The organism is Lactiplantibacillus modestisalitolerans, from assembly GCF_005405425.1.
Classification (GTDB): domain Bacteria; phylum Bacillota; class Bacilli; order Lactobacillales; family Lactobacillaceae; genus Lactiplantibacillus; species Lactiplantibacillus modestisalitolerans.
On sequence record NZ_BJEA01000011.1, the window covers coordinates 63110 to 87374 of the forward strand.

General features: G+C 48.8%; 23 protein-coding genes. 1 reads left to right on the plus strand and 22 read right to left on the minus strand.

Annotation, left to right across the window (positions count from 1 at the left end):
- Positions 1 to 56 precede the first annotated feature (56 nt).
- From FFM79_RS07255 to FFM79_RS07285, 7 genes are read right to left on the minus strand one after another with little or no spacing between them, the layout of a single operon-like run.
- Positions 57 to 914 carry a GGDEF domain-containing protein gene (locus FFM79_RS07255; protein WP_137642810.1) on the minus strand — a complete coding sequence of 286 codons (858 nt, stop codon included), beginning with the start codon at positions 912 to 914 and terminating at the stop codon, positions 57 to 59.
- Positions 907 to 3087: a cellulose biosynthesis cyclic di-GMP-binding regulatory protein BcsB gene (locus tag FFM79_RS07260; RefSeq protein ID WP_225424402.1), complete on the minus strand. Its 2181-nt coding sequence runs from the start codon at positions 3085 to 3087 to the stop codon at positions 907 to 909. Before FFM79_RS07260 ends, FFM79_RS07255 begins: the two co-directional genes overlap by 8 nt.
- A complete protein-coding gene (locus FFM79_RS07265) occupies positions 3026 to 4279 on the minus strand; it encodes a glycosyltransferase family 2 protein (RefSeq protein ID WP_137642812.1) in 1254 nt (417 codons plus the stop codon). The genes FFM79_RS07260 and FFM79_RS07265 overlap by 62 nt, the downstream gene beginning before the upstream one ends.
- Before the next feature lie 19 nt (positions 4280 to 4298).
- On the minus strand, positions 4299 to 5870 hold the full coding sequence (locus tag FFM79_RS07270; RefSeq protein ID WP_225424399.1) for a hypothetical protein: 1572 nt from the start codon (positions 5868 to 5870) through the stop codon (positions 4299 to 4301).
- Between the two features lies 1 nt (position 5871).
- Entirely contained in the window at positions 5872 to 7368 is a 1497-nt protein-coding gene (gene wsfD / locus FFM79_RS07275) for a glycan biosynthesis hexose transferase WsfD (RefSeq protein WP_137642813.1), read from the minus strand.
- A gap of 22 nt (positions 7369 to 7390) precedes the next feature.
- Positions 7391 to 8548, minus strand: a complete 1158-nt coding sequence (locus FFM79_RS07280) for a glycosyl hydrolase family 8 (RefSeq protein WP_137642814.1) — start codon at positions 8546 to 8548, stop codon at positions 7391 to 7393.
- On the minus strand, positions 8520 to 9941 hold the full coding sequence (locus FFM79_RS07285) for an FAD-dependent oxidoreductase (RefSeq protein ID WP_137642815.1): 1422 nt from the start codon (positions 9939 to 9941) through the stop codon (positions 8520 to 8522). Before FFM79_RS07285 ends, FFM79_RS07280 begins: the two co-directional genes overlap by 29 nt.
- Before the next feature lie 279 nt (positions 9942 to 10220).
- Here FFM79_RS07285 and FFM79_RS07290 point away from each other — a divergent pair, with 279 nt between their 5' ends.
- On the plus strand, positions 10221 to 10901 hold the full coding sequence (locus FFM79_RS07290) for an EAL domain-containing protein (RefSeq protein WP_137642816.1): 681 nt from the start codon (positions 10221 to 10223) through the stop codon (positions 10899 to 10901).
- 94 nt (positions 10902 to 10995) lie between these two features.
- On the opposite strand, the gene galU is transcribed toward FFM79_RS07290, so the two are convergent.
- The 15 genes from galU to FFM79_RS07365 form a co-directional block, all read right to left on the minus strand.
- Positions 10996 to 11916 carry a UTP--glucose-1-phosphate uridylyltransferase GalU gene (gene galU / locus FFM79_RS07295; RefSeq protein WP_137642817.1) on the minus strand — a complete coding sequence of 307 codons (921 nt, stop codon included), beginning with the start codon at positions 11914 to 11916 and terminating at the stop codon, positions 10996 to 10998.
- A 48-nt stretch (positions 11917 to 11964) separates the two neighbouring features.
- Positions 11965 to 12981, minus strand: coding sequence for an NAD(P)H-dependent glycerol-3-phosphate dehydrogenase (locus FFM79_RS07300; protein WP_137642818.1), 1017 nt, complete (start codon positions 12979 to 12981; stop codon positions 11965 to 11967).
- 17 nt (positions 12982 to 12998) lie between these two features.
- Positions 12999 to 13844, minus strand: a complete 846-nt coding sequence (lgt, locus tag FFM79_RS07305; protein WP_137642819.1) for a prolipoprotein diacylglyceryl transferase — start codon at positions 13842 to 13844, stop codon at positions 12999 to 13001.
- 19 nt (positions 13845 to 13863) lie between these two features.
- Positions 13864 to 14811 (minus strand): HPr(Ser) kinase/phosphatase, encoded by a 948-nt coding sequence (gene hprK / locus FFM79_RS07310; protein ID WP_137642820.1) that lies wholly within the window; start codon positions 14809 to 14811, stop codon positions 13864 to 13866.
- Between the two features lie 145 nt (positions 14812 to 14956).
- Positions 14957 to 15322, minus strand: coding sequence for a phage holin family protein (locus FFM79_RS07315; RefSeq protein ID WP_137642821.1), 366 nt, complete (start codon positions 15320 to 15322; stop codon positions 14957 to 14959).
- 15 nt (positions 15323 to 15337) lie between these two features.
- Positions 15338 to 15667, minus strand: a complete 330-nt coding sequence (locus tag FFM79_RS07320; RefSeq protein WP_137642822.1) for a PspC domain-containing protein — start codon at positions 15665 to 15667, stop codon at positions 15338 to 15340.
- A 125-nt stretch (positions 15668 to 15792) separates the two neighbouring features.
- Positions 15793 to 16449: a phosphate signaling complex protein PhoU gene (phoU, locus tag FFM79_RS07325; protein ID WP_137642823.1), complete on the minus strand. Its 657-nt coding sequence runs from the start codon at positions 16447 to 16449 to the stop codon at positions 15793 to 15795.
- A gap of 12 nt (positions 16450 to 16461) precedes the next feature.
- Positions 16462 to 17217 carry a phosphate ABC transporter ATP-binding protein PstB gene (gene pstB / locus FFM79_RS07330; RefSeq protein WP_137642824.1) on the minus strand — a complete coding sequence of 252 codons (756 nt, stop codon included), beginning with the start codon at positions 17215 to 17217 and terminating at the stop codon, positions 16462 to 16464.
- A gap of 12 nt (positions 17218 to 17229) precedes the next feature.
- Positions 17230 to 18042, minus strand: a complete 813-nt coding sequence (gene pstB, locus FFM79_RS07335; RefSeq protein WP_137642825.1) for a phosphate ABC transporter ATP-binding protein PstB — start codon at positions 18040 to 18042, stop codon at positions 17230 to 17232.
- Positions 18043 to 18054: 12 nt separating this feature from the next.
- Positions 18055 to 18939: a phosphate ABC transporter permease PstA gene (pstA, locus tag FFM79_RS07340; RefSeq protein ID WP_137642826.1), complete on the minus strand. Its 885-nt coding sequence runs from the start codon at positions 18937 to 18939 to the stop codon at positions 18055 to 18057.
- Complete coding sequence (gene pstC, locus FFM79_RS07345; RefSeq protein ID WP_137642827.1) at positions 18929 to 19858, minus strand: phosphate ABC transporter permease subunit PstC; 930 nt, start codon at positions 19856 to 19858, stop codon at positions 18929 to 18931. Before pstC ends, pstA begins: the two co-directional genes overlap by 11 nt.
- A gap of 10 nt (positions 19859 to 19868) precedes the next feature.
- Positions 19869 to 20744 carry a phosphate ABC transporter substrate-binding protein PstS family protein gene (locus tag FFM79_RS07350; RefSeq protein ID WP_137642828.1) on the minus strand — a complete coding sequence of 292 codons (876 nt, stop codon included), beginning with the start codon at positions 20742 to 20744 and terminating at the stop codon, positions 19869 to 19871.
- Between the two features lie 187 nt (positions 20745 to 20931).
- Positions 20932 to 22329, minus strand: a complete 1398-nt coding sequence (gene pnpS / locus FFM79_RS07355; RefSeq protein WP_137642829.1) for a two-component system histidine kinase PnpS — start codon at positions 22327 to 22329, stop codon at positions 20932 to 20934.
- Positions 22322 to 23044, minus strand: coding sequence for a response regulator transcription factor (locus FFM79_RS07360; RefSeq protein WP_137642830.1), 723 nt, complete (start codon positions 23042 to 23044; stop codon positions 22322 to 22324). The genes pnpS and FFM79_RS07360 overlap by 8 nt, the downstream gene beginning before the upstream one ends.
- Positions 23044 to 24219 carry a PDZ domain-containing protein gene (locus tag FFM79_RS07365; RefSeq protein ID WP_137642831.1) on the minus strand — a complete coding sequence of 392 codons (1176 nt, stop codon included), beginning with the start codon at positions 24217 to 24219 and terminating at the stop codon, positions 23044 to 23046. The genes FFM79_RS07360 and FFM79_RS07365 overlap by 1 nt, the downstream gene beginning before the upstream one ends.
- Positions 24220 to 24265 lie beyond the last annotated feature (46 nt).

The window sequence follows — 24265 nt, forward strand, 5'->3', positions numbered from 1 at the left end:
GCCCAAATTTTGGGTTTGTCGACTATCTTGTTTGTGCACAACTGAAAAGCATTCGGTTAGCGGGCAACGTCGTATTCCGTTTCTTTGATTCCGGCGTTCATGAAATCATAGGGACTCTTCATTTGGTCCGCGTCCCAACTCGCGATTCCCACCACCAGTAAAATTTCTAACGAATTTAGGCTGACCGACTGTTGGACCCGCTTTTCAAACTGACCCTTGATGCGGTTTGCCGCAATTTGCGCGCCCGGCTGGTCGGAAAATAGCAGGATTGCCCACGTCGGGTTGTCCTGATTTAACGAATACGTGATGTCGTTATCACGGGTCGCGGCGGTGATCGTGTCGGACGTTAAGCGTAATAAATCGCGGTACTGTTGTTCACTCATCATCCGTCGAATTTCCGCGTAGTAGCGAATCCGAATAATCACGGTCGTCACTGGCAGTTGAAAACGGCGGTTCGTTTCAATAAAGACTTGCGCGTCCTGAATGTAGGCCACGGTCGTCCGCAGGTTGGTCTGCTCATCAAAGGCCCCCCGTTTGAGGATGTCCGCGCGTAACTTAGCATTGGACGACTGCAACTGCGTCAGCCGGCGGGTCATCCCGTAAAACGTGGCTGATAATAGTAGCGGCATGAGAAGCCAGAAGACCATGATCAGTGGGATGGCAGCGTGGTGACTGGCATTCAGATAGATCATCACCAACGCTTGAATAAAGATAAACGTTAAGTTGGCGATTAGCCCGGCAACCACGCCGAAAAAGTAGGTCATGATGACCAAAATCAGCGTAATCCCGAGGTAGAGCGTGTTGAGCGCTAAGTTGGGCGTCAGCGCAATCAAGACGGCCGTTGCGCTAAACAAGCCGAGAAATAATAGTAAGTAGACGTCGGCTAAGATCGACGCGCGTTGATCATCATTCATCGTGCCGCCCCTTTCGTTCCATCAAGCCACTTTTACGGGCAACGAGGAAGCCCGCCAACATAATAATTAAAACCACTAGTAACGCCAACCCCAAGTAAATCATTAAGTGCGATTTTTTCTGTACCGCGGTCTTGGTCGTCACGCGTTCATCAAGGGCCGCGTGTTTCTTAAAGCGGTAGTCGTAATGGTTATTATCGCGATCCACAACGATGGCATCCCCGTGGTACTGGGCAATGTTGCGTTGGAAGTTTAACTGGGTCGACGCCCGGTAAACGTCCGCCGGGTGTGCTCCGGTCACGACTAGCAATCCGGCCTGGCGATGGTACGGTGATCGTAACAGCTGGGCCGTCCCCAGATTTTGGCCGTACTGACTTTCAATACTCAGCTTTTCGTTCGACACAAACCCGGTGAACTTGCGGTTGTACTGGAAATACAAGTGCTCGTTCAAGTCCCGAATCAATGCGTTTTGCTTGGGCGTTCCGAACGCAATCACGTTCGCGCTTTTTAAGACGGTTTGGCTTGGCCGCTTGGTGTAAAACTGAATTTGGCCGGTATTTTGTTGCGCGTAGGTGCCCATCAAGTTAAACAGGTTCGTCAGCGTTTTATAATCATCCGCCGTCAACGTCTTGGGCCGCACGATTGCCAATTGGTTAAAGGTCGCATTTTTCAAGAAAACGCTCGGATAGTTACTAAAAAGTAGGCTGTTGACCGGTTGAGACTTGATTTCCGCCCGCGAATCCGATTGTACTAAGGCCCACGGCGTCTGCGGATTATCCGACTGCCGTTGGTGCGCCATTTCAAGGTCAAAGGTCACCCGAATCGTAAACGCGTGTCCCAGCGCTTGGCCTTTCGGGAGGGCCACCGTTAAGTGGTCGTCCGCCGCATTGGCCGCGCGGAGCCGCTTACTGCCAATTGGTTTATTATTCAAATATACCGTCACTAGTGAGCGCTTAAAATCTAAGTTCTTCGCGTAGCGGAAGTGCAACCGAATCTTCGACCCGTCGGCGTTCGTCCGGTCAACTGGCAGGCTGACAAAGTAGGCGCTACTGCGGTGATTGGCCCCCGCCAAATAGTCATCCTGCGTCGTCAATTGAGCCGAACCGCCGTATTGTAATTCCGACGTATACGTTCGGGTCTGCTCACTAATCGCCTTGGTGCTAGCTGCCGTTTCCTGCATTAATTCCTGATTTGCAACGTAGCGCCCAGCGCGCTTCAGGAGCTTGCCCGTCAGCGCGGTCACGATCAAATAGTGGCGGTCACCGGACTGATAAGTTTTTAAAACGGCGCGTTGCCGCAATTGGTCGCGGTTGACCTGTTTTTTAAATTCCGCGGGCAAGTGGTCATAAGTGGCTAACACCACTTGGTAGTCGGCCTGCTTGGTCGCCGCACTACCAAAGGTGGTCACGGGAATTTGGGTCGTCTCCGTCGTAATCGTCCGGGCGGTCCCCGCTAACGCCTGCATGCTCGCCGTTAATTCGGCGTTCGACGCCTGCTTCGGTACCGTGATCACCGAATTTTCAGTCGCAATCGTATCGGTTCCCGAAAAATGCGCGTAAAACGATTTGATCGCACGGGTGGGTGGCTCGAGCTCATACTCAAAGTTCGCGTTGGCACCGTCGTAAATCGTCAGCCAGTTCGCCGGGGTCTGGGCAAGTTGGTAGCTTTGACTGCCCTTCTTATTCAGAATCTGACCACTAATTTTAAGCTGGTTTTCCCCCTGAACTAGGCGTAGCGGTACCGTCACGGTCTTGGATTGTAACCCGTCGCGATTGTGCGGCCGAAACGAGTAGAACTTGGTGCCGTTGAGCGACAAGGTAATGTCGGACGTGGCCCGATTTGCCAGCTGTGAAATCTGAAAGTTAAAGTTGATCGTCAGTTTCTTAACGTCCCAGTAATCCATCTTAATAAAATAAAGGTTGGCTTCAACGGCCTCCCCCGATAAGGTGGTCGTCGTATTTTGAAACGGCTGCGTGTAGGTCAGCCGTTCTCCCTGACCGTCCTGCTTGGCCGCGGTCACGGTTGGATTGGTAACCACCGTGGCTTGCCCCACCAGCGCCGGGGCCAAGAGCCCGCAAACGCAACCTAGTAACAGTAACCAGTAGCCGATGAGCTTACTGGTAACGTTTTGTTTTGTACCACTTTGCTTGTTGATGAAAGACTTGTTCACGAATATACCCCACCATTCCATGCGCGGCTACGGCTAGCCACATTTGACTATAAACTAAGTACATAAAAATAATTAACATTAAGTTGGCCAAGGTCATTTCACCCTTTTCGGTCGTAATCGTCACGAAGGTACTGACTACGAAAGTCACAATTGCCATGACCCACAACGCGTTACTAAACCCCACTAAATCCGAATGGGCAACGCCCGCCACCGATAACACAAACATCGTATCGGATAAAATTAGGGACGTCATCAGTAGAAAATAGATGGCCAAGAAATATAACAGGTCAAACCGAATCGGTCGGCCCGACTTGGTAAACAAGAGCCGGGCATTCTTTAAAATGACGTAGATGTTTCCCTTGACCCAGCGGGTGCGCTGGTGAAACCAAACGTCAAGGGTTTGCGGTTCTTGCTCCCAAGTCACGGCCCGCGGCTGGAACCGAATCCGATAGCCCATCCGGTAGACCCGAAAGCTGATTTCCGTATCTTCGGCTAGCGCCTTCACGTCCCACCCCCCGATTTTTTCTAAAATATCGCGGCGAATAACGTAATTGGTGCCCGGAATGGTGCACAACTTAAATAACTTTTCGCGCCCGGCCTGGGCCATCCATTGAAACGAAAGCGTCTCAATGTTAATGAACCGGGTCAGTAACGACGCGTTTTTATTACGGGTCCGAAACTTACCAATCACGGCGGCCAGTTGTGGATCGCCCATTAACTCGGCCACCAGGTAACGGAGCGCGCTCCGCTGCGGCGTATTATCCGCGTCGTAAATCGAAATCAGACTGCCGCGGGCGCGTTTCAAACCGATGTTTAACGCGTTAGATTTGCCCTTACCACCAGTTACTTTATCCGTGTTGATGACGGTTAGTTGGCGGTGAGGGTACAAGTGTTGCACCTCCGCCAATAGTTCCGCTGAGTTATCGTCCGAATTATCATTAATCACAATAATTTCATACCGATCATGCGGATAGTCAAAATTCAGTAGCGCTTGTAAAGTTTTGACAATCACCAGCCCCTCATTATGCGCCGGAACCATAATGGAAACGAACGGAACCTGCTCCGGCAATTGTGGGTCCGGCTGGCGATTTTTTTGTAAATAGTTGAGGTACCCCGCGATGGTCAGCACCACGTTAACCACCAAGATGCCCCAAATGGCGATAATTGCTGCAAATAAGAAATAGTCCAAAACGGTCATCGTGCGACCTCCCCCTACGTTATTTATGACGCTTAAATTTATTTAAATAAATCCGGCGACCTAACAAGATGAAGGCCGCGAAGATGACCACGGTAACGGCGAAAAAGATCAGCAAGAAATTCCCCTGAATGCTAAAGAAGCGGTTCATCCAATTTTCAGCCGGTTTAATGGCGTCCAGCTTGGCCGTTTCGATGGTTTGATTCGTCACCGTCGTCGCCATGCCGTTTAAAAAGTAGTTCCCGTGGCGATAAGCCACCGTCGTCGAGCCACCAGTCAAGTGGGTGGCAGCCATTTGTTGCGCCGGGTCCGCCCACTCGTAATTCAGTTGCTGCACCCGCCGTTTAAAATTAGCCAGGCTGCGCGAACTGTTCGGCATCGTAAAGGTTAAAGCGGTTGGTAACGCAAAGTCCAACCCCAACTTGCCCAGGGCCGGGCCGCTTTGAACCGTCGCAAACGAACTCGCCGCAACGCCGTACAAATTGTGGTCAAACCGCGCCCCCTGATTATCCTGCGCCGCATAGTTTAGTTCGGCGGGATTGGGTAGCCATAGGATTTGGTTCGTCCGTTTTAAGCCGTACTGGCGATAAAGGCGGTCCTGGTTCCAAAATATCGACGTACTAATACCGACCGGATAAACTTGGTTTTGCGCCAGTTGAATGACGTAACTGTCCATCAACTGGTTGAGGGTCTGACCACTTTTAGCAGTCACGCCCCCCGCAACCGGCGTCTTCAGGAAAATGACGCCCCCGCGGTTTTCAACCAAGCGCAGCGTTTTGGCAAAGCGCTTAAAGGCTTTGAAGTGACCGTTCTCACCGACGGTCGTCGTACTGACGGCAAACGGAATTCCCTGATGAGCCAAGTAGCGGCTAAGCTGATCTAATAACGCCAAGTTGCTATACGGCGTGACCTTGGTAATGGTCAGTAACGGCTGGTAGTGCCCCTGCCGGCCGAACAGTTGCGCAATCGTCTGGGTCGCCATCATCAAGCTGTACCCATCGGTCTTAAAATAAGGTAAATAACCAAACTTACCCGTCACACTTCCATACGGGTAGCGCTGCTTCGGTTGTCCTTGCGACTGTAAGTACCCCGCTACCCGCGTGCCAGTTGGCAAGTCCCGTAGCACCGTCATCGTGTCACTAAACGGTAGCAGTTGCTGAACCGTTTTTTGGCGGTTCTGCAAAATCAGTTGTTGATGGTACAGTTTAACCGGCGTTGCCCCCAAGTGCCGCGCTTCGGCACTCGTCAGGTTCGCACCCACGTGCAACTGTACGCCGTTAAACTGGCTTCGGTCCCGCAGAAAGGCCGCGTTTTCTAAGCCAACCTGCGGCCAATTGATCATTGTAACGACCCCTTGATAAGCGCGCAAGGTCCCAGCTTGGTAGTCGGCCGCCGCCTGCGTTTTCACGGTCAATTTTAAACTGGTTAAAATCCGCTGCATAGCGGCCACTTTGCGTTCACCGTTATTCGCGACGTTTTGTGAATCGTAAACGAGGAGCACTCGGGTCGTCTGGGCCTGCGCAACGCGGCCACCCAGTAAGGTGCCCGCCACGAGGACCACTAACAGCATGATGATTTTTCGTAAGCTGCGCACCCTACGCGCCCCCCTTCCGGTAAGCGTGCCAGAGCCGGTGATTCAGGCAATCGCTAACGAATAATAGAAAAATCAAATCGATACTAACGGGAACCATAAAGAGGTGTTTGGCCAGGTCAGCATCCCCGTCACCAATAATCGAGATTACCGGGACAAAAATAAACATTGTCAGGTAACCTAATACGAGGAAGAAGCGCAGAATTCCTTCAAACGCACCGGCTTTCAAATCGTTATAAAAGCCCACCGCGTACACCATAATCAGGGCGAGTGCCAATAAACAATTAAACGCAAACTTTTGCGGGAAGAAGGCCCCCGCGACCTGACTATACAGCGTAAAGAACGTCACCTGCTTACCGGGCGGGGCTCCCGAAGCTTGCACGTAGTCGCCAACCGCCTTCACCTGAGTAATCATAACGTCAGCGGCGGCTAGGTCCAGCAAGCGGCCGAACTGTTTAAGATGGGTCGCATAATATTTAACGACCCACCCAAAGTCGACTTGGTTCAGGAGATTATGCTTAACGTAGGGGCCGTTCGCACGGATGGTCGCAAACTGCTTGGCATAGTAATCTTGGTTCTGCATTAGGGCGTACTGTTGGTCAACCCCGCTCTTAGCAAGCGCCTTGCTAGGGTCATCGGTCTGCGTCAGCACCCCGTGCGAAAAAGTTTGATAGGAGTTAATATCCACAAATTCTTTCCCAATCAGGATATAGGTCAAGCCCCCCGTAACGAGTAACACCAGCATGGCTCCGATTAGCGCCACCCGCTGCGCCTTAAAGCGCGGTAGGAAAAACAGTCCGATGGCCACAACGATTAAACTTAGGGCGAGCGGTGCGTTTTGGGACTTACTCGTAATTAACAAGACACTGCTGACAACGTAGAGCAGCACAAGTGGCCACCGTCGCCGGTAGCGCTGACGCGCCAGTAACAGGATGGCCGCAAACGCGTACAACGTTAAACTCAACATCTGGGGCTCCGCAAAAAACGAATTAAAATAGAGCGTAAACGACGAGTCGCCAAAAACCAAGACGACTAAGCCGGCGATCACGTAATTGCGCCAGCGTTTAACCGGGTACGTGAGGGCGTCGGTCAGCAAGTAAATGCTGCCGAGGTAGAAGGCGTAGTTCACCACGCCCATCCACCGGATATCAAAGACCGTCTTGGAGTAAAAAAGCTTGTTTAAAAGGACCGCTAGCCGTACAAAGAGAGGCTGCGACGAAAAGTTGACTGATCGATACTCGTTATAATACTTCATCAACCCAAACTTCTGGGTAACGTAGTCAAAATAATGGTAGTCGGTACCTAATAATTTATAAATCCCGTTCGTGTACATCACGCGGTAAAAATCCCCGTTGTCCGCCAAACCATTAATTGGCGGGACGAAGCACAGAAAGCCCGCGAGCAACGCGCACAGTAAAACGGCAAAAACTGGTGGTGGTAATAATCGCTTAATTTGAGTGCCACACCGCGCGCCCAATCGTTTCAATTGCCCTACACTCATCACCAGTCCCCCAATCATTAACTCAATTCAAAACCGCGTTCAATACGGTTAAGTTATTATACGCGTAGACTTTTTGCGTCTTAGCGTTCCCCAACGCGCCCACTAGCGGTGAGCTTGCATCCGTAATTTGTGCCCGCCAGGCGGCCCGCAGCGCTTGCTGATAATGGTTCGACTCGCCGAGCGTCGCAAAAATCATTGCCGCTAACGCGTAGTTCGCCGCGGACTCACCGCGGACACTAACCACTCCGAGCGTTGTATAACCGTTTTGCAGGTCGCGGTTACGAACCCGTTGAATGAGCCAGTTACGGCTCGTCGCTTTCAGTTTACCGACCTCCGCCAAGTGCAGTAGCGTTTCAAGGGCTTCGGACGTATTCAAATCCTTGTCACTATAAGCAGCCGTGGTCCACTGATAGCTCGCAGCATACAACGGAAACGCGTCTCCCAAATAGCCGCCCTGAACCGCTTTGACCTGTCGCCGATACTGCTGACGCCCCGTTTTGGTGTCCCGCTCAAAATAGCGCAACGTTTTCAAATCAAAGTACGCTAGGCTGGCCGTTTTAGCCGCCTTACGCGAATGCATATCATAATAATCAACTAACTGACCATCTTTTAAGCTCGTGTTAACGAGCGTCTGGTAGCGGTTCGTCGCTTCCTTGCGATAATACCGAGTACCGTACGCCTCGTCATAAGCGAGTAACGCTCGAATAATGCGCAAATCATCCAGGGTGGCGTTAACGGCGGCTTTTTTCTTCGTACGGGGGTCGTAACGGTAACTGAACTGTCCCCGATCATCGAAGGTACGTTTCGTCGCGCTATAAAAATCGCGAAACGCCCCCCACTGATGCGTCGCCGCTAAATACTGTAACCACATGCCGGAAGACTCACTCAACAACTCGTGCCCCGTCGCAACCGCGCCCGTCCGTTTTTTCGAATCTAAATAGTTCGTGCGGACCCCCTGTTTCGTGACCAACTTAGTTTGAACAAAGTGAGCCACTTGCTGAGCCCGCCGCCGATCAGTGGCCGTGGCACCGTTAGCTGATGCGACGAACCCCCGGGGCGCTTGCGTTGGTGTCGCCACGGTCACCCGCTGCTGGCACCCGGTTAAGCACATGCCGAGCAGGAGTAAGCCTAATCCAAGCCACCAGCATCGTCTAATTTTGCTTCGGTAACGTGTCATCATTCTGCTTAGCCCAATCGCCCGGAGCGGTAATTCGGGCCTGGGACCGTCCCGCTTGTCGTTCCTGCTCAACGGCAATTTGCGCGACTAGATTTAAATAGTTAAACGGATCGTCAAAATTTGGTGAAAAGAGCATGTCCACAAAGGCTAAGTCGTCAATCGTATTCCCATTTTGAATGGCAATCGAAAGGGCGTTGGCCGACTGTGAAATTTCGTGGGTGCTCCAGAACTGACCACCCAAAATTTTGCGATTGTCGGGGTTGTATACCAGCTCAATCGTGAGGGGCCCCGTTGATTGCATATAGCTTGGACGCCAGGTACCTTCAAAGGTGGCCCGTTTAGCAGGAATCCCGGCAATCCGGGCGTTTTCAAGCGTTAAGCCGGACGTTGCCAGCGTATGGTCAAACAACTGCATTGCCGAAGTGGCTTGCGTCCCCATGTAACGCTGCTGGTTACCAAAAACGTTCATTCCGGCTAAGGCCCCCTGACGCACCGCGTTCGTTGCTAGCGGGGTGTACGCCGACTTACCAGTTGGGTTAAAGTTTACGACGCAGGAATCGCCGGCCGCGTAAATGTCCGGGTTCGACGTTTGAACGTAGTCGTTAATAATGATGGCCCCGTGCTTATCCATTTCGACCTGTCCTCGTAACAGTTCGGTTGTTGGCACAAAGCCGATCCCAACGATGGCCAGGTCCGCAACGTAGTCTCCCTGATTCGTTTCAATCACCAATTCGTCCTGATCGTTGCCAGTAAAGGCGGTGACGCGATGATTAAGGAGCACGTTTACGTGGTGGTCCTGAAGCACCTTAACCGCCTTATCAGACATTTCTTTACTGATATAGTGGTTTAAAATTGAGTCGTGTGATTGGAAGAGGGTCACCTCGTGATCGGTGTTGGCGTAACTTTCAGATAATTCAGTCCCAATGTAGCCGGCGCCGACGATCGCAATCCGGCGGTTGTGTTTAGCCGTTTCATAAATTTCTTCGGCCTGCTGATAAGTTTTACACAATAACACCTTCGATTCATCAATTCCGAAAATTGGCGGAACCGCAACCGAGGAGCCAGTTGTCATAATTAACTTATCGTACGTATCATTGAAAACTTCCCCACTAGCCATATCGGCCACTTGAAGCGTTTTGGCTTTGGCATCGATTTTTAGCACGTTGTGTTTCGTCTTAACCACCGCACCGAGTTTAGTTAAGTCTGCTGGTGATGAATAGAACATGTCTTCTAGGCGGTTGACCTTTCCTCCTAAGTACAAGTAAATCCCACAAGACAGAAACGAAATGTTATCGTCCCGTTCATAAATCGTCACTTCCGCTTCAGGATGATCTTTTAAAATCTGTACGGCCGCTGCCGTTCCAGCGTGCGTACATCCCACAATTACTATTTTCATACCCCAGATCCTCCTTATTAATATCAACCGTTTCATATCAGATATTACCCATATTTTAACCCATCTCAGATCAAATAGGGGATTAACTCTTGAAGTATTTAATCTTGCACAATTTACAGGTCCGTACCAATTAAATACACCACGATAACTATATAACTCGTTGACCATTGCAAGCAACTAGATAGTTATGGGTTTAGATAATTCCACTAATGCGTTATTTGAGTTATGATAGTGGCTGGGGAATGTTACATTCGTCATACTTAATAAAGGGGTGCGCCAATGTACCGTTATTTTATTCAGCCACAGCTTGATAAGTTCAATAATTCACTGATTGGCTACGAAATGCTCATTCGCTACCGCGAAACTGAGCTAGACCGGTGGACCTTACCGGAAAGTTTTGAAAAAATTCCGATTGACGTTCAGGTTAATCTACTCAAAGCGACTGCTAGTGAACTAGCACTAAAGATTGGTTCGGTTTCAATTAACTTTAACCGCAAGCAATTTTTAAATGACGACATCGCAACCGCCGTCATCGCAACACAAAAGAAATTATTTCCAATCAAGGTCATTGTGGAAGTGACCGAAGAGCCTGGTGAGGGCCATTATTCATTGGAAGCGATGCAAAAGCAAGTTGATAACTACAAGGCCCACGGCTTAGAGTTTAGTCTGGACGACGTTGGAACGGGGATTAACGTTTACGACCATATTAAGCCCCTACTCTCCTCGGCTGAAGAAATCAAATTTGCAATGCAAAACTTTCGGAAGGAAGGCCGCGAGGCGGAAATCCCAAAGGAACTAACCTTTTGGCGGGACGTGGCTCACAAGCACGACCTCCGCTTGATTCTAGAAGGGGTTGAAAACGACGCTGAGGATCAGCTCGCTGACCAACTCGAAATTCCGTTACGTCAAGGCTATTATTACGGTAAACCGCATTTATTCAAACTAAAGGCCGACCGGTAACGTCCGCTACGTTTCTTGCAATTCATTATTTGGCGTTTAAAAAAGCACCCCAACGATGATCACCGTTGGGGTGCTTTTTTAACTTTAACAGGTCTTATTTCGTGTTTTTCTTAGTTGGTTTTGGCGTTGCCGTATCTTCTTTGGCAAGCTTCGTCCCTAAGTCCTTGATGTAAGCCCGTAAATCGTCCTTAACATCTGGATGGGTTAAACCGTATTCGATGCTGGTCTTCAAGTAACCAAACTTGTAACCAACGTCGTGCCGCGTCCCCTTGAATTCGTGGGCAAAGACGCGCTGCGTCTTGTTCAACGTATCAATGGCGTCGGTCAATTGAATCTCGTTACCCTTCCCTGGTTTTTGATGTTCCAAAACATCAAAAATTTCAGGAGTTAAGAGATAGCGACCAATAATAGCTAAATCACTTGGGGCTTCATCAGGCGTTGGTTTTTCAACGAAGTTATTGACGTTGAACAAACCAGGTTCTTTTTCACTTTCAGGATTAATTACCCCGTACTTAGAAACTTCCTCGTGAGGAACCTTCATAACGGCTAAGGTTGATGCGTGCGTCTTATCGTAGCTATTCATCAATTGCTTAGTCAACGGCACCTTATCTTCCATCAAGTCATCACCAAGCATAACCACGAATGGTTCGTCGCCAACGAAGGCTTTAGCCGTTAAAACGGCGTCCCCCAAGCCCCGTGGGTGTGATTGACGAATGAAGTACAAGTTGATGTCGGTCGTTTCCTGAACGAGTTTCAACATTTCTTCCTTATGCTTAGCACGTAAGTTATCTTCCAATTCTGGGTTGGAGTCGTAGTAGTCTTCGATACTGCGCTTACTCTTCCCCGTTACGATAACGATATCTTCAATCCCAGATTTCCGGGCTTCGTCAACGATGAATTGAATCGTTGGCTTATCAACGATTGGTAACATTTCCTTTGGCATCGCTTTAGTAGCAGGTAAAAAACGAGTTCCCAAACCGGCCGCTGGAATAACGGCTTTTCTAACTTTAGACATGTGATAATCCTCCTAAGAATAGTGAAATATTATTATAGGTTCAAACACCTACTGAAGCTCAGGTTTCCCCTCACGCCGCATCAATTGTGGAATAACTTCCTTAATATCGGCACCATTATATAATACATCATAAATGGCCTCAGTAATTGGCATTTCAATCTTTTGTTGCTGAGCTAATTCGTACGCGGCCTTAGTCGATGGAATTCCTTCAATGACCATTCCCATCGTATCAATGACCGTCTTCAAGTCTTGACCCGCACCGAGTTCATTTCCGGCACGCCAATTCCGCGAGTGGACACTCGTTGCCGTTACGATCAGGTCACCAACCCCCGATAACCCAATGAACGTTAAAGGCTTCGCCCCAAGCGCAACCCCTAAGCGACTGATTTCAGCCAGCCCCCGGGTCATTAAGGCCGCCTTAGCATCATCACCGTAGCCGAGTCCGTGTAACGCACCCGCACCTAACGCGATGATATTTTTGAGTGCAGCCCCCAGTTCAACGCCAATGACGTCATCATTGGTGTAGATTCGGAAGTAGTCGTTCATAAACCAGCCTTGCACGGCCTTAGCCGCCGTTTCATCCGCGCTAGCAGCCGTAATCAGCGTGATATCGCGCTTGGCCACTTCCTCGGCATGGCTCGGGCCCGATAAGACTACGATGGCCCGTCGGAGGTCTGCGGGGATTTCTTCCGCCAAAACCTGTGAAAGGCGCTTATGCGTCCCTAATTCCAACCCTTTGCTGGCATGAATAATGATTGGTTGTTGCTTAGTTTGGCGCAAAACGGCCGTAACTTGTTGTGCAACGCTGCGGATGGCTTTGGTTGGTACCACGAATAAGATTGCTGCGGCACCGTCAATGGCCGTCGCCAAATCAGAATAAGCGCGTAATGACTCTGAATAGTGAAAATCATGGACGTAACTTTCGTTCGTATGGTGTTCATTTAATTCTGCCACTTGCGCTGGTGAATAGGACCACAAGCGCACCTCGTTACCATTCTCATCGAGCAAGTTAGCTAAAATACTGCCCCACGAGCCGGCACCGAGTACCGCAATTTTTTCTGTCATTCCAATAACCCTCTAATCTACTGATTTTCTGTAACCATTTTCTGGCCGGAACCGTCCAAATACCAGCGCTGATTGGTGTGGCGTCGCCGCCAAACCATCAACCCAATGCTCCCGATAAAGAGCACCACCGACAACGCTTGTGAAATCCGAATCGTGTTGAACAACATCAACGAATCGGTGCGCATTCCTTCAGTGAAGAACCGCCCAAACGCGTACCAAGCAACGTACGTTAGGAAAACGTCGCCCTGCTTGTACCAACCGCGGCGGTGCCGGGTAACCATTAGCAAGACGAACCCCAGCAAGTCCCAAACGGATTCGTACAGGAACGTCGGCTGCCGGTAAGCACCATCAATGTACATCTGATTGATGAGCCATTGCGGTAAGTGCAGCCCCTGCAAGAAGCTCAGGCTGGTCACCCGACCAAACGCTTCTTGGTTCATAAAGTTACCCCAACGACCAATTCCTTGGCCCATAATGACCGTCGGTGCCGCCACGTCCAGCATGAGCCAAACGGGCACAAACCGCGACCGACAAAAGAGAACAACGACAATGGCTGCGCCGATCAGGCCACCATAAATCGCGATGCCCCCGTCCCAAATCCGAATAATTTCACCCGGATTCTGACTATAATACGACCACTGAAAAGCAACGTAGTACAGCCGCGCGGCAATCAACGTAAACGGTAACGCCCACAAAATCATATCATAAATATCATCGGGACGAATTGCGCGTTTCTGACCTTCCCGGACGGCTAATGCGACCGCAATCACAACGGCGCTCGCAATAATCACGCCGTACCAGTGGACCTGAATTGGCCCAAGCCGCAATGCAATTGGGTTCAATGCCCCCAAAACGGTTTTCAAGCTATTGCCATCTCCCTTATTACTTGTGAGAATCGTGCGCTGAATTTTCCTTGATCAGGGAGTTTAAATTATCATCAAAGACCTTCGTGGCATCGTAACCCATGCTTTCAGCACGGAAGTTCATGGCCGCCGCTTCAATAATGATTGCGAGATTCCGCCCAGTCTTAACTGGAATCGAAATTTCAGGAACTTCCACGTCAAAGAATTTCCGCGATTGTTCTCCATTTCCTAGTCTATCAAATTGCTTATCAGGCGTCCAATTCTCTAAGTGAACGATGAGGTCAATGTCCGTATCCTGCCGAACGGCGCCGGCACCGAACAAGTTCATAACGTCAATAATCCCAATTCCGCGAATTTCTAGCAAATGGGTCAAGATTTTAGGGGCTTCCCCAACTAACGTTTGTTCGTCTTGTTGGTAAACATCAACCCGGTCATCCGCAATTAACCGGTGACCACGTTTAACGAGTTCCAACGCGGTTTCACTCTTCCCAACACCGGAATCACCGGTAATCAGCACCCCGAGACCGTAAATATCAACCAATACGCCATGCACGGACTGCCGTTCGGCGAGTTTCCCTTCGAGGTAGTTAGTCATGTTACTCAAAATCCGGGACGAAGTCATCTTAGTTCCTAAAATCGGAACCCCGTTCTCGTGTCCCGCCTGTTCCAACTCACTTGGAACCGGTAGCCCAGTTGAAATCACGAAGGCTGGGGTGGTTAGCTGACACATTTTCCGGAAAATCATTAAACGCTCATCATGACTCATATTTTTGGAATAAGCGGTTTCAGTTTTACCTAAAAGTTGCACCCGTTCGCGCGGATAATAATTAAAATACCCCGTTAACGCTAACCCTGGACGTGAAATATCACTGGTCGTGATAACCTTCTTTGTTAACAGATCCGCACCGTGATAAACTTCGAGGCGGGTGTTCTTTACTAAATCGGCAACCGTTACACTTTCTGCCAAGTTAATCCCTCCTAAACCGTATCGTCAAAAAAAGAGGTGGCCGGCATTGTCCAGTAATACTATTGTACTACCCTTTCAAGCGGTCACACCCTTATGACTGAAAACGGAACATTCCTATTTCCTAATTTTAGCACTTTAAAGCGCTTTATTCACCATTGGTTCCATTCTTCGCAAAAAAATTAGAGACAATTACGTTAGCTAAAGACATCAAGATTGAAACGAGCATCGCCATACCAAAACTCGAGAAACCAAAATTGGCACGACCCACCACGTATGACGTCATCTGGAGCATAAAACCATTCACCACGATACTGAATAGCCCCAGGGTCAAGAGCGTAATTGGCAAAGACAAAATCAGCAGAATAGGCCGAACCGCTGCGTTCAGAATTGCCAAGACAAAGCTCGCTAACAACGCGATCCAGATGTTCGCCACGTGGAAGCTACTTTGAAAGAAGCCCGCAATTGCAACGAATAGAACCGTGTTAATTAAAATTCGTTTCCAAAAAGTCACTACTCATTCACTCCATTAGTCTTGATGCCGCGGTTCATCTTCTTCATGGACGTTATGGATTTCCTTACGCCCCTTAGTCTTCCGGGCTGGCTGACTCGTCGCGCCCCCCTGACTAGCCTGACGCATTTGTTCAAAAAAGCCCGCGTTTTCAGGTTTGTTAGGAATGATGGCGGCCAACAAGATGTACAACAAGATACCAAAACCGTGCGAGACGATTGTTAAAATCACGTAAAGGACCCGGAGGACGTTTGCGTTCCAGTTTAAGTATTCAGCAATCCCACCGAGGGCCCCCGTCAGGACGCGGTTCGTCGACTTTGTTAATTTTCGTTTTGAATTTGTTTTCATTATAATTTACTCCTTAAAATAACCTAATACTAATTATATTCTACTAATAGTAAAAGCCGGTTGCAAACGCCACGAACCGGCTTAAGAGATTATTTAGGAGTTATTGTAGCGCATTTGAAAGCGATTTAAGCATTCAATTCAATGATTTCGCCGGTGTTCAGATAAACAATCCATTCCCCAACGTTCGTCACGAGGGCCCCAATCCGCATTAGGTAACTCGCAACTTTGAGGTAGCCCGTTGACCCAATCACGGTCTCGGGGTCGTGTTCCATGTGCGTAATTCCGTTGCGATTAATGTCATCGTGCAGTTCCGCCACCTTGGCAACCTTAGCGGCCACTTCACGCGCCGCCACGTCATCGCTTTTAACGTAAGCAGCGAGCATTTCTTCAACCATTTTCCGAACCCGGTTACCCATTTCGGATAATTCCGCTTCAATTTCAGGAACCCGGGTATGCCCCTTCACCCGAATCGTGGCCCGTGCAATGTTACGGGCGTAGTCCGCCATCCGTTCCAATTCAGAAACGGCCTTTAAAATGGTCACAATTTCACGTAAATCGGACGTCACTGGTTGATACAACGCAATCATTTCAAATGACTTTTGTTCCAACTCAACTTCACGCTGATTAATTTGGCGGTCATCATCAATGATTTCTTGGGCTAGTTCGCGATCATGATCAATAAACGCTTTAACCGCTTTTTCAATCGTCTCGCTAACCATCATTCCCATTTCAGTGAAATTAGCATCAATATCATTTAACTCATCGTCGAATAGTCGTCGCATTATTAACTCCTCCTAACCAAATCGTCCTGAGATGTAGTCATTGGTTTCTTGCTTAGCCGGATTCATGAAAATCTGCTTCGTATCGTTAACTTCAATTAACTCACCATTTAAGAAGAACGCCGTCCGATCAGAAATCCGTGAAGCCTGCTGCATGTTATGGGTTACAGTAATGATAGTGTAATCATGCCGCAAGTTCAATAGCGTCGTTTCAATTTGGTGACTTGAGACGGGGTCCAGGGCACTGGTCGCTTCGTCGAGCAGAATAATTTCTGGTTCAACGGCTAATACCCGGGCAATGCAAACCCGTTGTTGTTGCCCACCTGACAGCGCCAAAGCGTTGACGTGTAGCCGGTCCTTAACTTCGTCCCAGATGGCCGCCTGCTTCAAACTTTTTTCCACGGCAGCGTCTAACTTTTCCTTATCCCGAACACCGGCCAACCGTAAGCCATAAACCACGTTTTCGTAAATGGAAAACGGAAACGGATTCGGTTGTTGAAAGACCATCCCAATTTCCTTTCGTAATTGAACCGTATCGGTCGTTGGGGCGTAAATGTTGGTATCGTGAAATTGAACGTTCCCAGTAATCGTGACGTTAGGAATTAAGTCGTTCATCCGATTTAAGCACCGTAAAAACGTCGATTTACCGCAACCAGAAGGCCCGATTAACGCGGTAATCCCGGTTTTCTCAAAGCTCATATTAATTCCCTTGAGGGCTTCGTTTTTACCGTAAAACAGGTGTAAGTTTTCAGTTGTTAAAATTGTACTCATCAAGCGCCCTCCTTATCCAAAGTTCCCAGAAATATAATCATTGGTCAAATCAACCTGTGGATTAGTGAAAATGTCACCAGTCTCCGCATATTCTAAGACTTTTCCGAGGTTAAAGAATGCCGTGTAATCACTGATCCGGGCAGCTTGTTGCATGTTGTGGGTCACGATGATGATCGTATAGTTCTGCTTCAACTCCAATAACGTATCTTCAATTTGACTCGTCGAAATTGGGTCTAACGCACTCGCCGGTTCATCTAATAAGAGAATGTCCGGCTTAATGGCAATCGCCCGGGCAATGCACAGTCGTTGCTGCTGGCCACCGGAAAGGGCGAGGGCACTTTTATTTAAGTCGTCCTTGACCTGATCCCACATGGCGGCTTGACGCAAGGAGCGCTCAACGATTTCATCTAATTCCTTCTTATCATTGACACCCCGTTGCCGGAGCGCAAAGGCAATGTTTTCATAAATGGACTTCGCAAACGGATTTGGTCGTTGAAAAACCATCCCGATGTGTCGGCGCATTTCGTAAACATCAATATCGTTACTATTAATATCCAACCCACGATACATAATTTTACCCTTAACGGTTGCAATCCGGTCGTTCATCCGGTTAAGTGACCGCAAATAGGTCGATTTACCAGAACCAGACGGTCCAATCAACGCACTAATTTTATAGCGTTCAAACTGCAAGTCACCTTCGGAAATAGCTTCCGATTTGCCGTAATAAACGTGGAGGTCCTCCGTTGCTAGGGCGATTTCGTGTTGTTGGGGATCAAACTTCAAAATGTTCCGTTGATCCGTTGTCATTGAATTGTTAGCTGCCATGCAAAGTCCTCCTTATTCTGCAGTTAAATGCTTGTAGAGCCGTTTTCCGAGCCAGCGGGCTAAGAAGTTAAAGAGTAAGACCGCAATGATCAAGACTGCTGAAGAACCAGCTGAAACCGCTTTGGCATCCGGCATAATTCCTTCCGAATTAATCTTCCAGATATGAACCGCAAGCGTTTCAGCGGGCCGTAACGGGCTTAACGGACTACTAATGTTGAATGGATTCCAATCACTAAAATCAAGCGCAGGGGCACTTTGACCCGCCGTGTAAATTAATGCTGCGGCTTCCCCAAAGATTCGACCGGCACTTAAAACGATCCCGGTGATAATGCTTGGTAAGGCGGCTGGTACCACGATTTTAGTAACCGTCTCCCACCGTGAAAGTCCCAGAGCGTAGCCCGCTTCCCGTTGGCTATCAGAAATGTTGGCAAGGGCTTCCTCAATACTCCGGGTCAAAATTGGTAAGTTGAAGACAGTTAAGGCAAACGCCCCCGACAAAATTGAGAAGCCTAACTTGAATTGGACCACGAAGAATAAGTACCCAAACAAGCCAACAACCACGGACGGTAGTGAACTTAAAATTTCAATCGTCGTGCGAATTAAACTCGTTACCGTATTTTGGGGCGCATATTCGTTCAAATAGATCCCGGCTCCCAATGAAATCGGTAATGAAATCAACAGCGCCAAGAATAATAGGTAGAAAGAGTTAAAGAGTTGAATTCCAATCCCACCGCCAGCTTCAAAGGCCAACGCGGGTGCCGTTAGGAAGTGCCAGGAAATTTTCGGCACCCCTTCAATTAAAATGAAACCGAGCAACGCCAGTAAAATAATGACGACCAGTGCGGCCACGCCGTACAGGATGCCAGTTGCAATTTTATCCGTTCGTTTAGCGTTCATTGTTCAATTTCCCCTTTCGACCAATGTAGCGAATTGCCAGGTTGAAGACCAAGGACATCAACAATAGAATCATCGCTAACGACCAGAGCGCATTATTTTGTAACGACCCCATTACCGTGTTCCCGATGCCCATCGTTAAAATACTGGTTAACGTCGAGGCCGGTGATACAAGGTTATGTGGTAACAACGTCGCGTTCCCAATAACCATTTGAACGGCTAAGGCTTCCCCAAACGCCCGGGCCATCCCAAAGACAATCGCCGTTAACATTCCTGGAATCGCCGCGCGTAGCACGACTTTATAAATCGTTTGCCAACGGGTTGCGCCTAGTGCGAGCGACGCTTCGCGGTAATACCGCGGAACGGCATTCAACGCATCGGCACTCATTGACGTAACGGTTGGTAAAATCATGACAAATAGGACGAAAGTCCCGGACAGGATGCCGTAACCACTGCCGCCAAACGTGTGGCGGACAAACGGAACGACCACTTGTAACCCAATGAACCCGTAAACAACGGATGGAATCCCAACCAGCAATTCAGTAACCGGCCGTAAAACCTTAGCCCCGCGTCGTGGTGAGATTTCAGTCATGAAGACCGCCGTTCCAATCGCAAACGGGGTCGCAATCAAGGCGGATAAAATCGTAATCAAAAATGACCCGACAATCATAGGTAAGGCCCCGACGTCTGGTTGACCGTTAGCACCAGTCGTGCCCGGGTTCCATTCCGTACCGCTTAAAAATTGCCATAAATTAATATGGTTTTGGAAAAAGGTTGCTAATCCCCGTGACGCCACAAAGTAAAAGATCAAGAAAACAACGCCAACGATCAGTGCTAAACAAAATAGACTGACCGCCTTCCCGCGCCGTTCAATTTTACTTGCGAGCGATTTTTTTAATAAACTTTCGCGAATCTTATCCATGCGCTCCCCCTCATTTCACTGCCGTAACTTTACCGGCTGCACTCCGTTGCACTTGCATTTCATGGACGGAAATATAACCGAGTTGCTTAACTAATTTTTGCTGTACCGCGGGTGATAAGACGTAATCAATAAACTGCTTAGTCAGTTGATTAGGCCGTTGCCCCGTGTATAAATGTTCATATGACCAGATGTACCACCGGTTTTGGCGGACGTTGGTTTCAGTTGGGCGCACCCCGTCAACGCGGACGGCTTGAACCGATTGATCTAAGTATGAAAAGGCGACGTAACTAATCGCTCCCGGCGTACTAGCGACAATTGAACGCGCTAGCCCCGATGAGTCTTGTTCCTGTGAATCCGCACTCGCATGACCTTTCAGCGCATAACTTTCGAAGGTCTTACGCGTTCCGGAGCCCTGAGCACGGTTAATCAGCGTGATTGGTAAGTTGTTACCCCCAACCTCACGCCAATTCTTAACTTTGCCAGTAAAAATATCAATTAATTGTTGTTGCGTTAAGTTGGAGACGCCCACCTGCTTATTTACAATTGGCGCAATTCCGACAACGGCAACCCGATGGTCTTTTAGCTTACTTGCTTGAATGCCACTCTGTTCTTCAGCGAAAATATCTGAATTTCCAATCGCGACGGCGCCGGATTGAATTTGACTAAGGCCGGTCCCGGAACCACCGCCCTGCACATTAATAAAGACACCCGCATGATTACTACTATATTGTTCACCGGCAGCTTCGACTAATGGTTGTAAAGCGGTGGACCCAACTGCGGTGATTGACTGCCCGGCGTTGGTCTTTTCACGGTTCGTATAGCCAAACCCGACCAAAACACCGATCACGATCAGTCCAAGTAATTGGATGACCCGACTTTTTTTCATAACAAAATACCTCCTACCCATTGCTCAATATCAATAATACAAAGTTTGTGTAAATGCTTGATATGGGTTATGTAAAGATTGTGTAAAGGTCGAATTATTTTTATCAAGTTTTATAAAAAAAACGCTAACCGCTTAAAATCAGCCTCCCGATTTTAAGTGATTAGCGTTAAATTCATTTGTTTTTGCTTCACGAAGTTGGTTGATTAAGCGGCAAGCTAACCCGCATCGTCGTGCCAACACTGCGTTGACTTGTTACGGTAATTGTCCCGTGCAACGCATTGACCAGTTCCTTAACAATTGCCAGTCCGAGCCCCGTTCCACTAACCACCTGCTGGGAGCGCGATGAACTGGCGCGGTAAAAACGTTCAAAAATCCGTTGCTGATCCTCCGCACTAATGCCGATTCCCGTATCGGTAATCTCTAGCACCCACGTTGAGGCCGTCTGACTCGTCGTAATCGTCACCCGGCCGTTTTGGCGATTATACTTGATGGCGTTTGTCAGTAAATTTTTAATAATTTGATCTAACTTACGCCGGTCAGTCGTAACGGTTAAGGTCGCCGGGACCTGGTTCGTAACGGTTAAGGCTTGCCGTGAAATCGCCTGCTGTAAGACCGCTAGTTCTTGCGTAACGACCTCGTGTACCGAGACCGGTCCTAACTCCAGTTTGGTCGTATTCTGCGCCCGAATTCGGGACAACGATAAGACGTCTTGAATTAGGTCAATCAACCGCTGACTTTCATCCGCAATAATATGCAAAAATTGGTCCAGCGTTTCCGGATCATCTTTGGCTCCGCTAAGTAACGTTTCCGTAAAGCCGGCAATCGCCGTAATCGGCGTCTTTAACTCGTGGCTCGCGTTACTAACGAAGTCATCCTGCATTTTTTCAATCATGTAAACTTCCGTAATATCGTAAAGCATTAACACAATTTGAAAATGCGAGCGACTGCCCTGAATAAAAACGGTCGAAGCTTCCACCACCTGCGTATTCGGGGCCGGCGTTAGCGTCACGGTCGCGCGCTGATTCTGGCGGGAAGTGATCGTATCCTCAATAATTTTCGTTAACGCGTATAACTGAATATCTTTGGTATAGATGTGGGCAACGGCGTTAATTGATTCTTGCAGTAACTCACTCATTGCCGGGTTAGATAATTGGACCTGCCGCTGATGGTCGATCACCATCACCCCAACGGGTAAGTAGCGCATGATCATCATTAGCTCTTTTTCTTGTAATTCGGCCCGACGTGTTTGACTGCGCTGGTAACTTTCAAGTTGATTAACCGCCTGCGACAGACTGTATAATGGGTCCGACTGCGGTAATAAAATATGCGGCGGAAATTGCTGACTACTCATCTGACGAAGCTTAGCTTCCATTCGATCCAACGTTTTCTGCCGCTCACGTTGCTGATACCAAACGATACTACCCTCAATCACGACGAATAGGGCTATAACGATGACAACCCCTAAAACCAACGGCCACGACCAGCGAAACGGTGCTAAGTGTTGAATCACCACGAGGATCATCAACGTTAACAGCACGTTTTCCAAGGTCAGTAGCCGTAAATTTTGTTGCCAGCGTTTATGCATGGCTATCACCTACGAACTCGTAACCAAAGCCCCGCACCGTCCGAATCAACCGCGGCTTCTTTGGGTCAAGTTCTATTTTTTCACGCAAGTGCGAGATATGAATATCGACAATCCGCGTTTCACTGGCATAATCGTAGCCCCAAACGTGGTTCAAAATGGCATCGCGACTTAAAACGCGACCCTCACGCTTAATAAAATAAACTAAGAGTTCAAATTCTTTCGGCGTTAAGCTAATGTTATGCCCGTCACGGGTCACCCGGTATTTATTTTGATCAATTTGTAAGTTACCCACGGTCATAATGGCACGATTGGTCACCGGAGCTGGGGCCGCCGCACTCGTTGCGGGTACAGCGCGCCGAATCACCGCCTTAATCCGGGCTAAGACTTCCCGTGGTGAAAATGGCTTCGTAATGTAGTCATCGGCCCCCAATTCTAACCCGAAGACTTTATCAAACTCATCATTTTTAGCGGTCACAATAATAATTGGCGTACGCACCTTTTCTTGGCGCAACCGTTTCGTGACCTCCATCCCATCTAATTTAGGCAACATTAAATCTAATAAGATACAGGTAAAGGACTGGGCCAACGCTAGCGATAGCGCGGCCGCTCCGTCCGTCGCCGTTACCACCTCGTAACCTGCTTGTTTTAAATTATATGATAGTAACGTTACGATGGCCGGTTCGTCATCTACCACTAAAATCTTATCCATGGTCATTAATCCTCCTGATCAGTGAATAACACTATCCCTAACTCGTGTGGTGCACCGTCATAGATCGCCGTTTCGGTAATAATTAATTCTTGTTGAACGTTGCGCACCTTTAAGTGAACGTACGTCGGACTCGCTAGGAGTGCCTTATAAAACTGTGATTCAGTATGCACCGGTTTGCGATTACATTCCAAAATAACGTCACCTAATCCTAAATTTAAGCGGTCAGCTGGCGTGTGCGTTCGTAACCCAATCACCCGAACACCCTGTTCAGTATCTGAAAACCGAAATGGTTGGCGAGCATCGTGATACCGGTGTTGAGCCAGCGCTAAACCAACTAGTCCAACGACCACTAACATCAACCCCAACAACCACTGCGGGCTGAGCGCCGCAAAGTGCGCCCCCAACGCAAACACGATGCTAACGAGTGCGATCCAGCCGTAGCGCTTGGCGAGTCGAACCCAGGCTAACTCTGGTAGTTGTTTATAAACGCGGGCACTTAGCCCCACTAACAACGGTAATAGGAGGACGCTAAACGTCTGCTCCCCAATCGTAAAGACGGGCCACCAACTCAAACTCGCATGCAACCAGTCCCCCGGAATCAACACCCCAACGGGAACGACCAGTAGCTGTTGCCACCGATAACGGACCAGTCGCTTCCCCCGCTGATCCGGCTGCAACTCGGGAGAATTTCCTTGTCGCTTATGCCAACGTAGCAAAATTGCCGTCATCATTAAGAGGGCCGCTAATAGGATTAAAGCGTTGACGACAAGCCCCCCGCTCATGCTAGTCGTCCTAACCCCATAGTGCTCCAACCAACCACTAAGATCCGTTAGTTGGGGACTAAACGCCCAGTACCCGACCCAGCTCAGCGCAAAGACCGTTGCCGGAATCAGCATGGTTGGCAAAACCACCAGACTGATGACTGCTAGGAGCTCGTAAATGACGACCCAAACGGGTGCCACCACCAGTCCCAGTACTAAACTGATAGCCGTCGTCACAATGCCGAATAATAGCCCGTCTAATAAGAAGTGCCGAACCTCCGTCAACTGTGGATTAATGGCACTGTGAAACTGACGACGCTCATACTGAACGCGCCGCCGAGCAGTTAAATAACTCCGAATCAAGCCGACCCAGAGTAATGGCTGTAATAAGAACAACTCGAAAATTTTTAGTAATTGCATATGCGCGGGACCCCTCACGTTAAACTCTGAAATTAGTATAGCATTT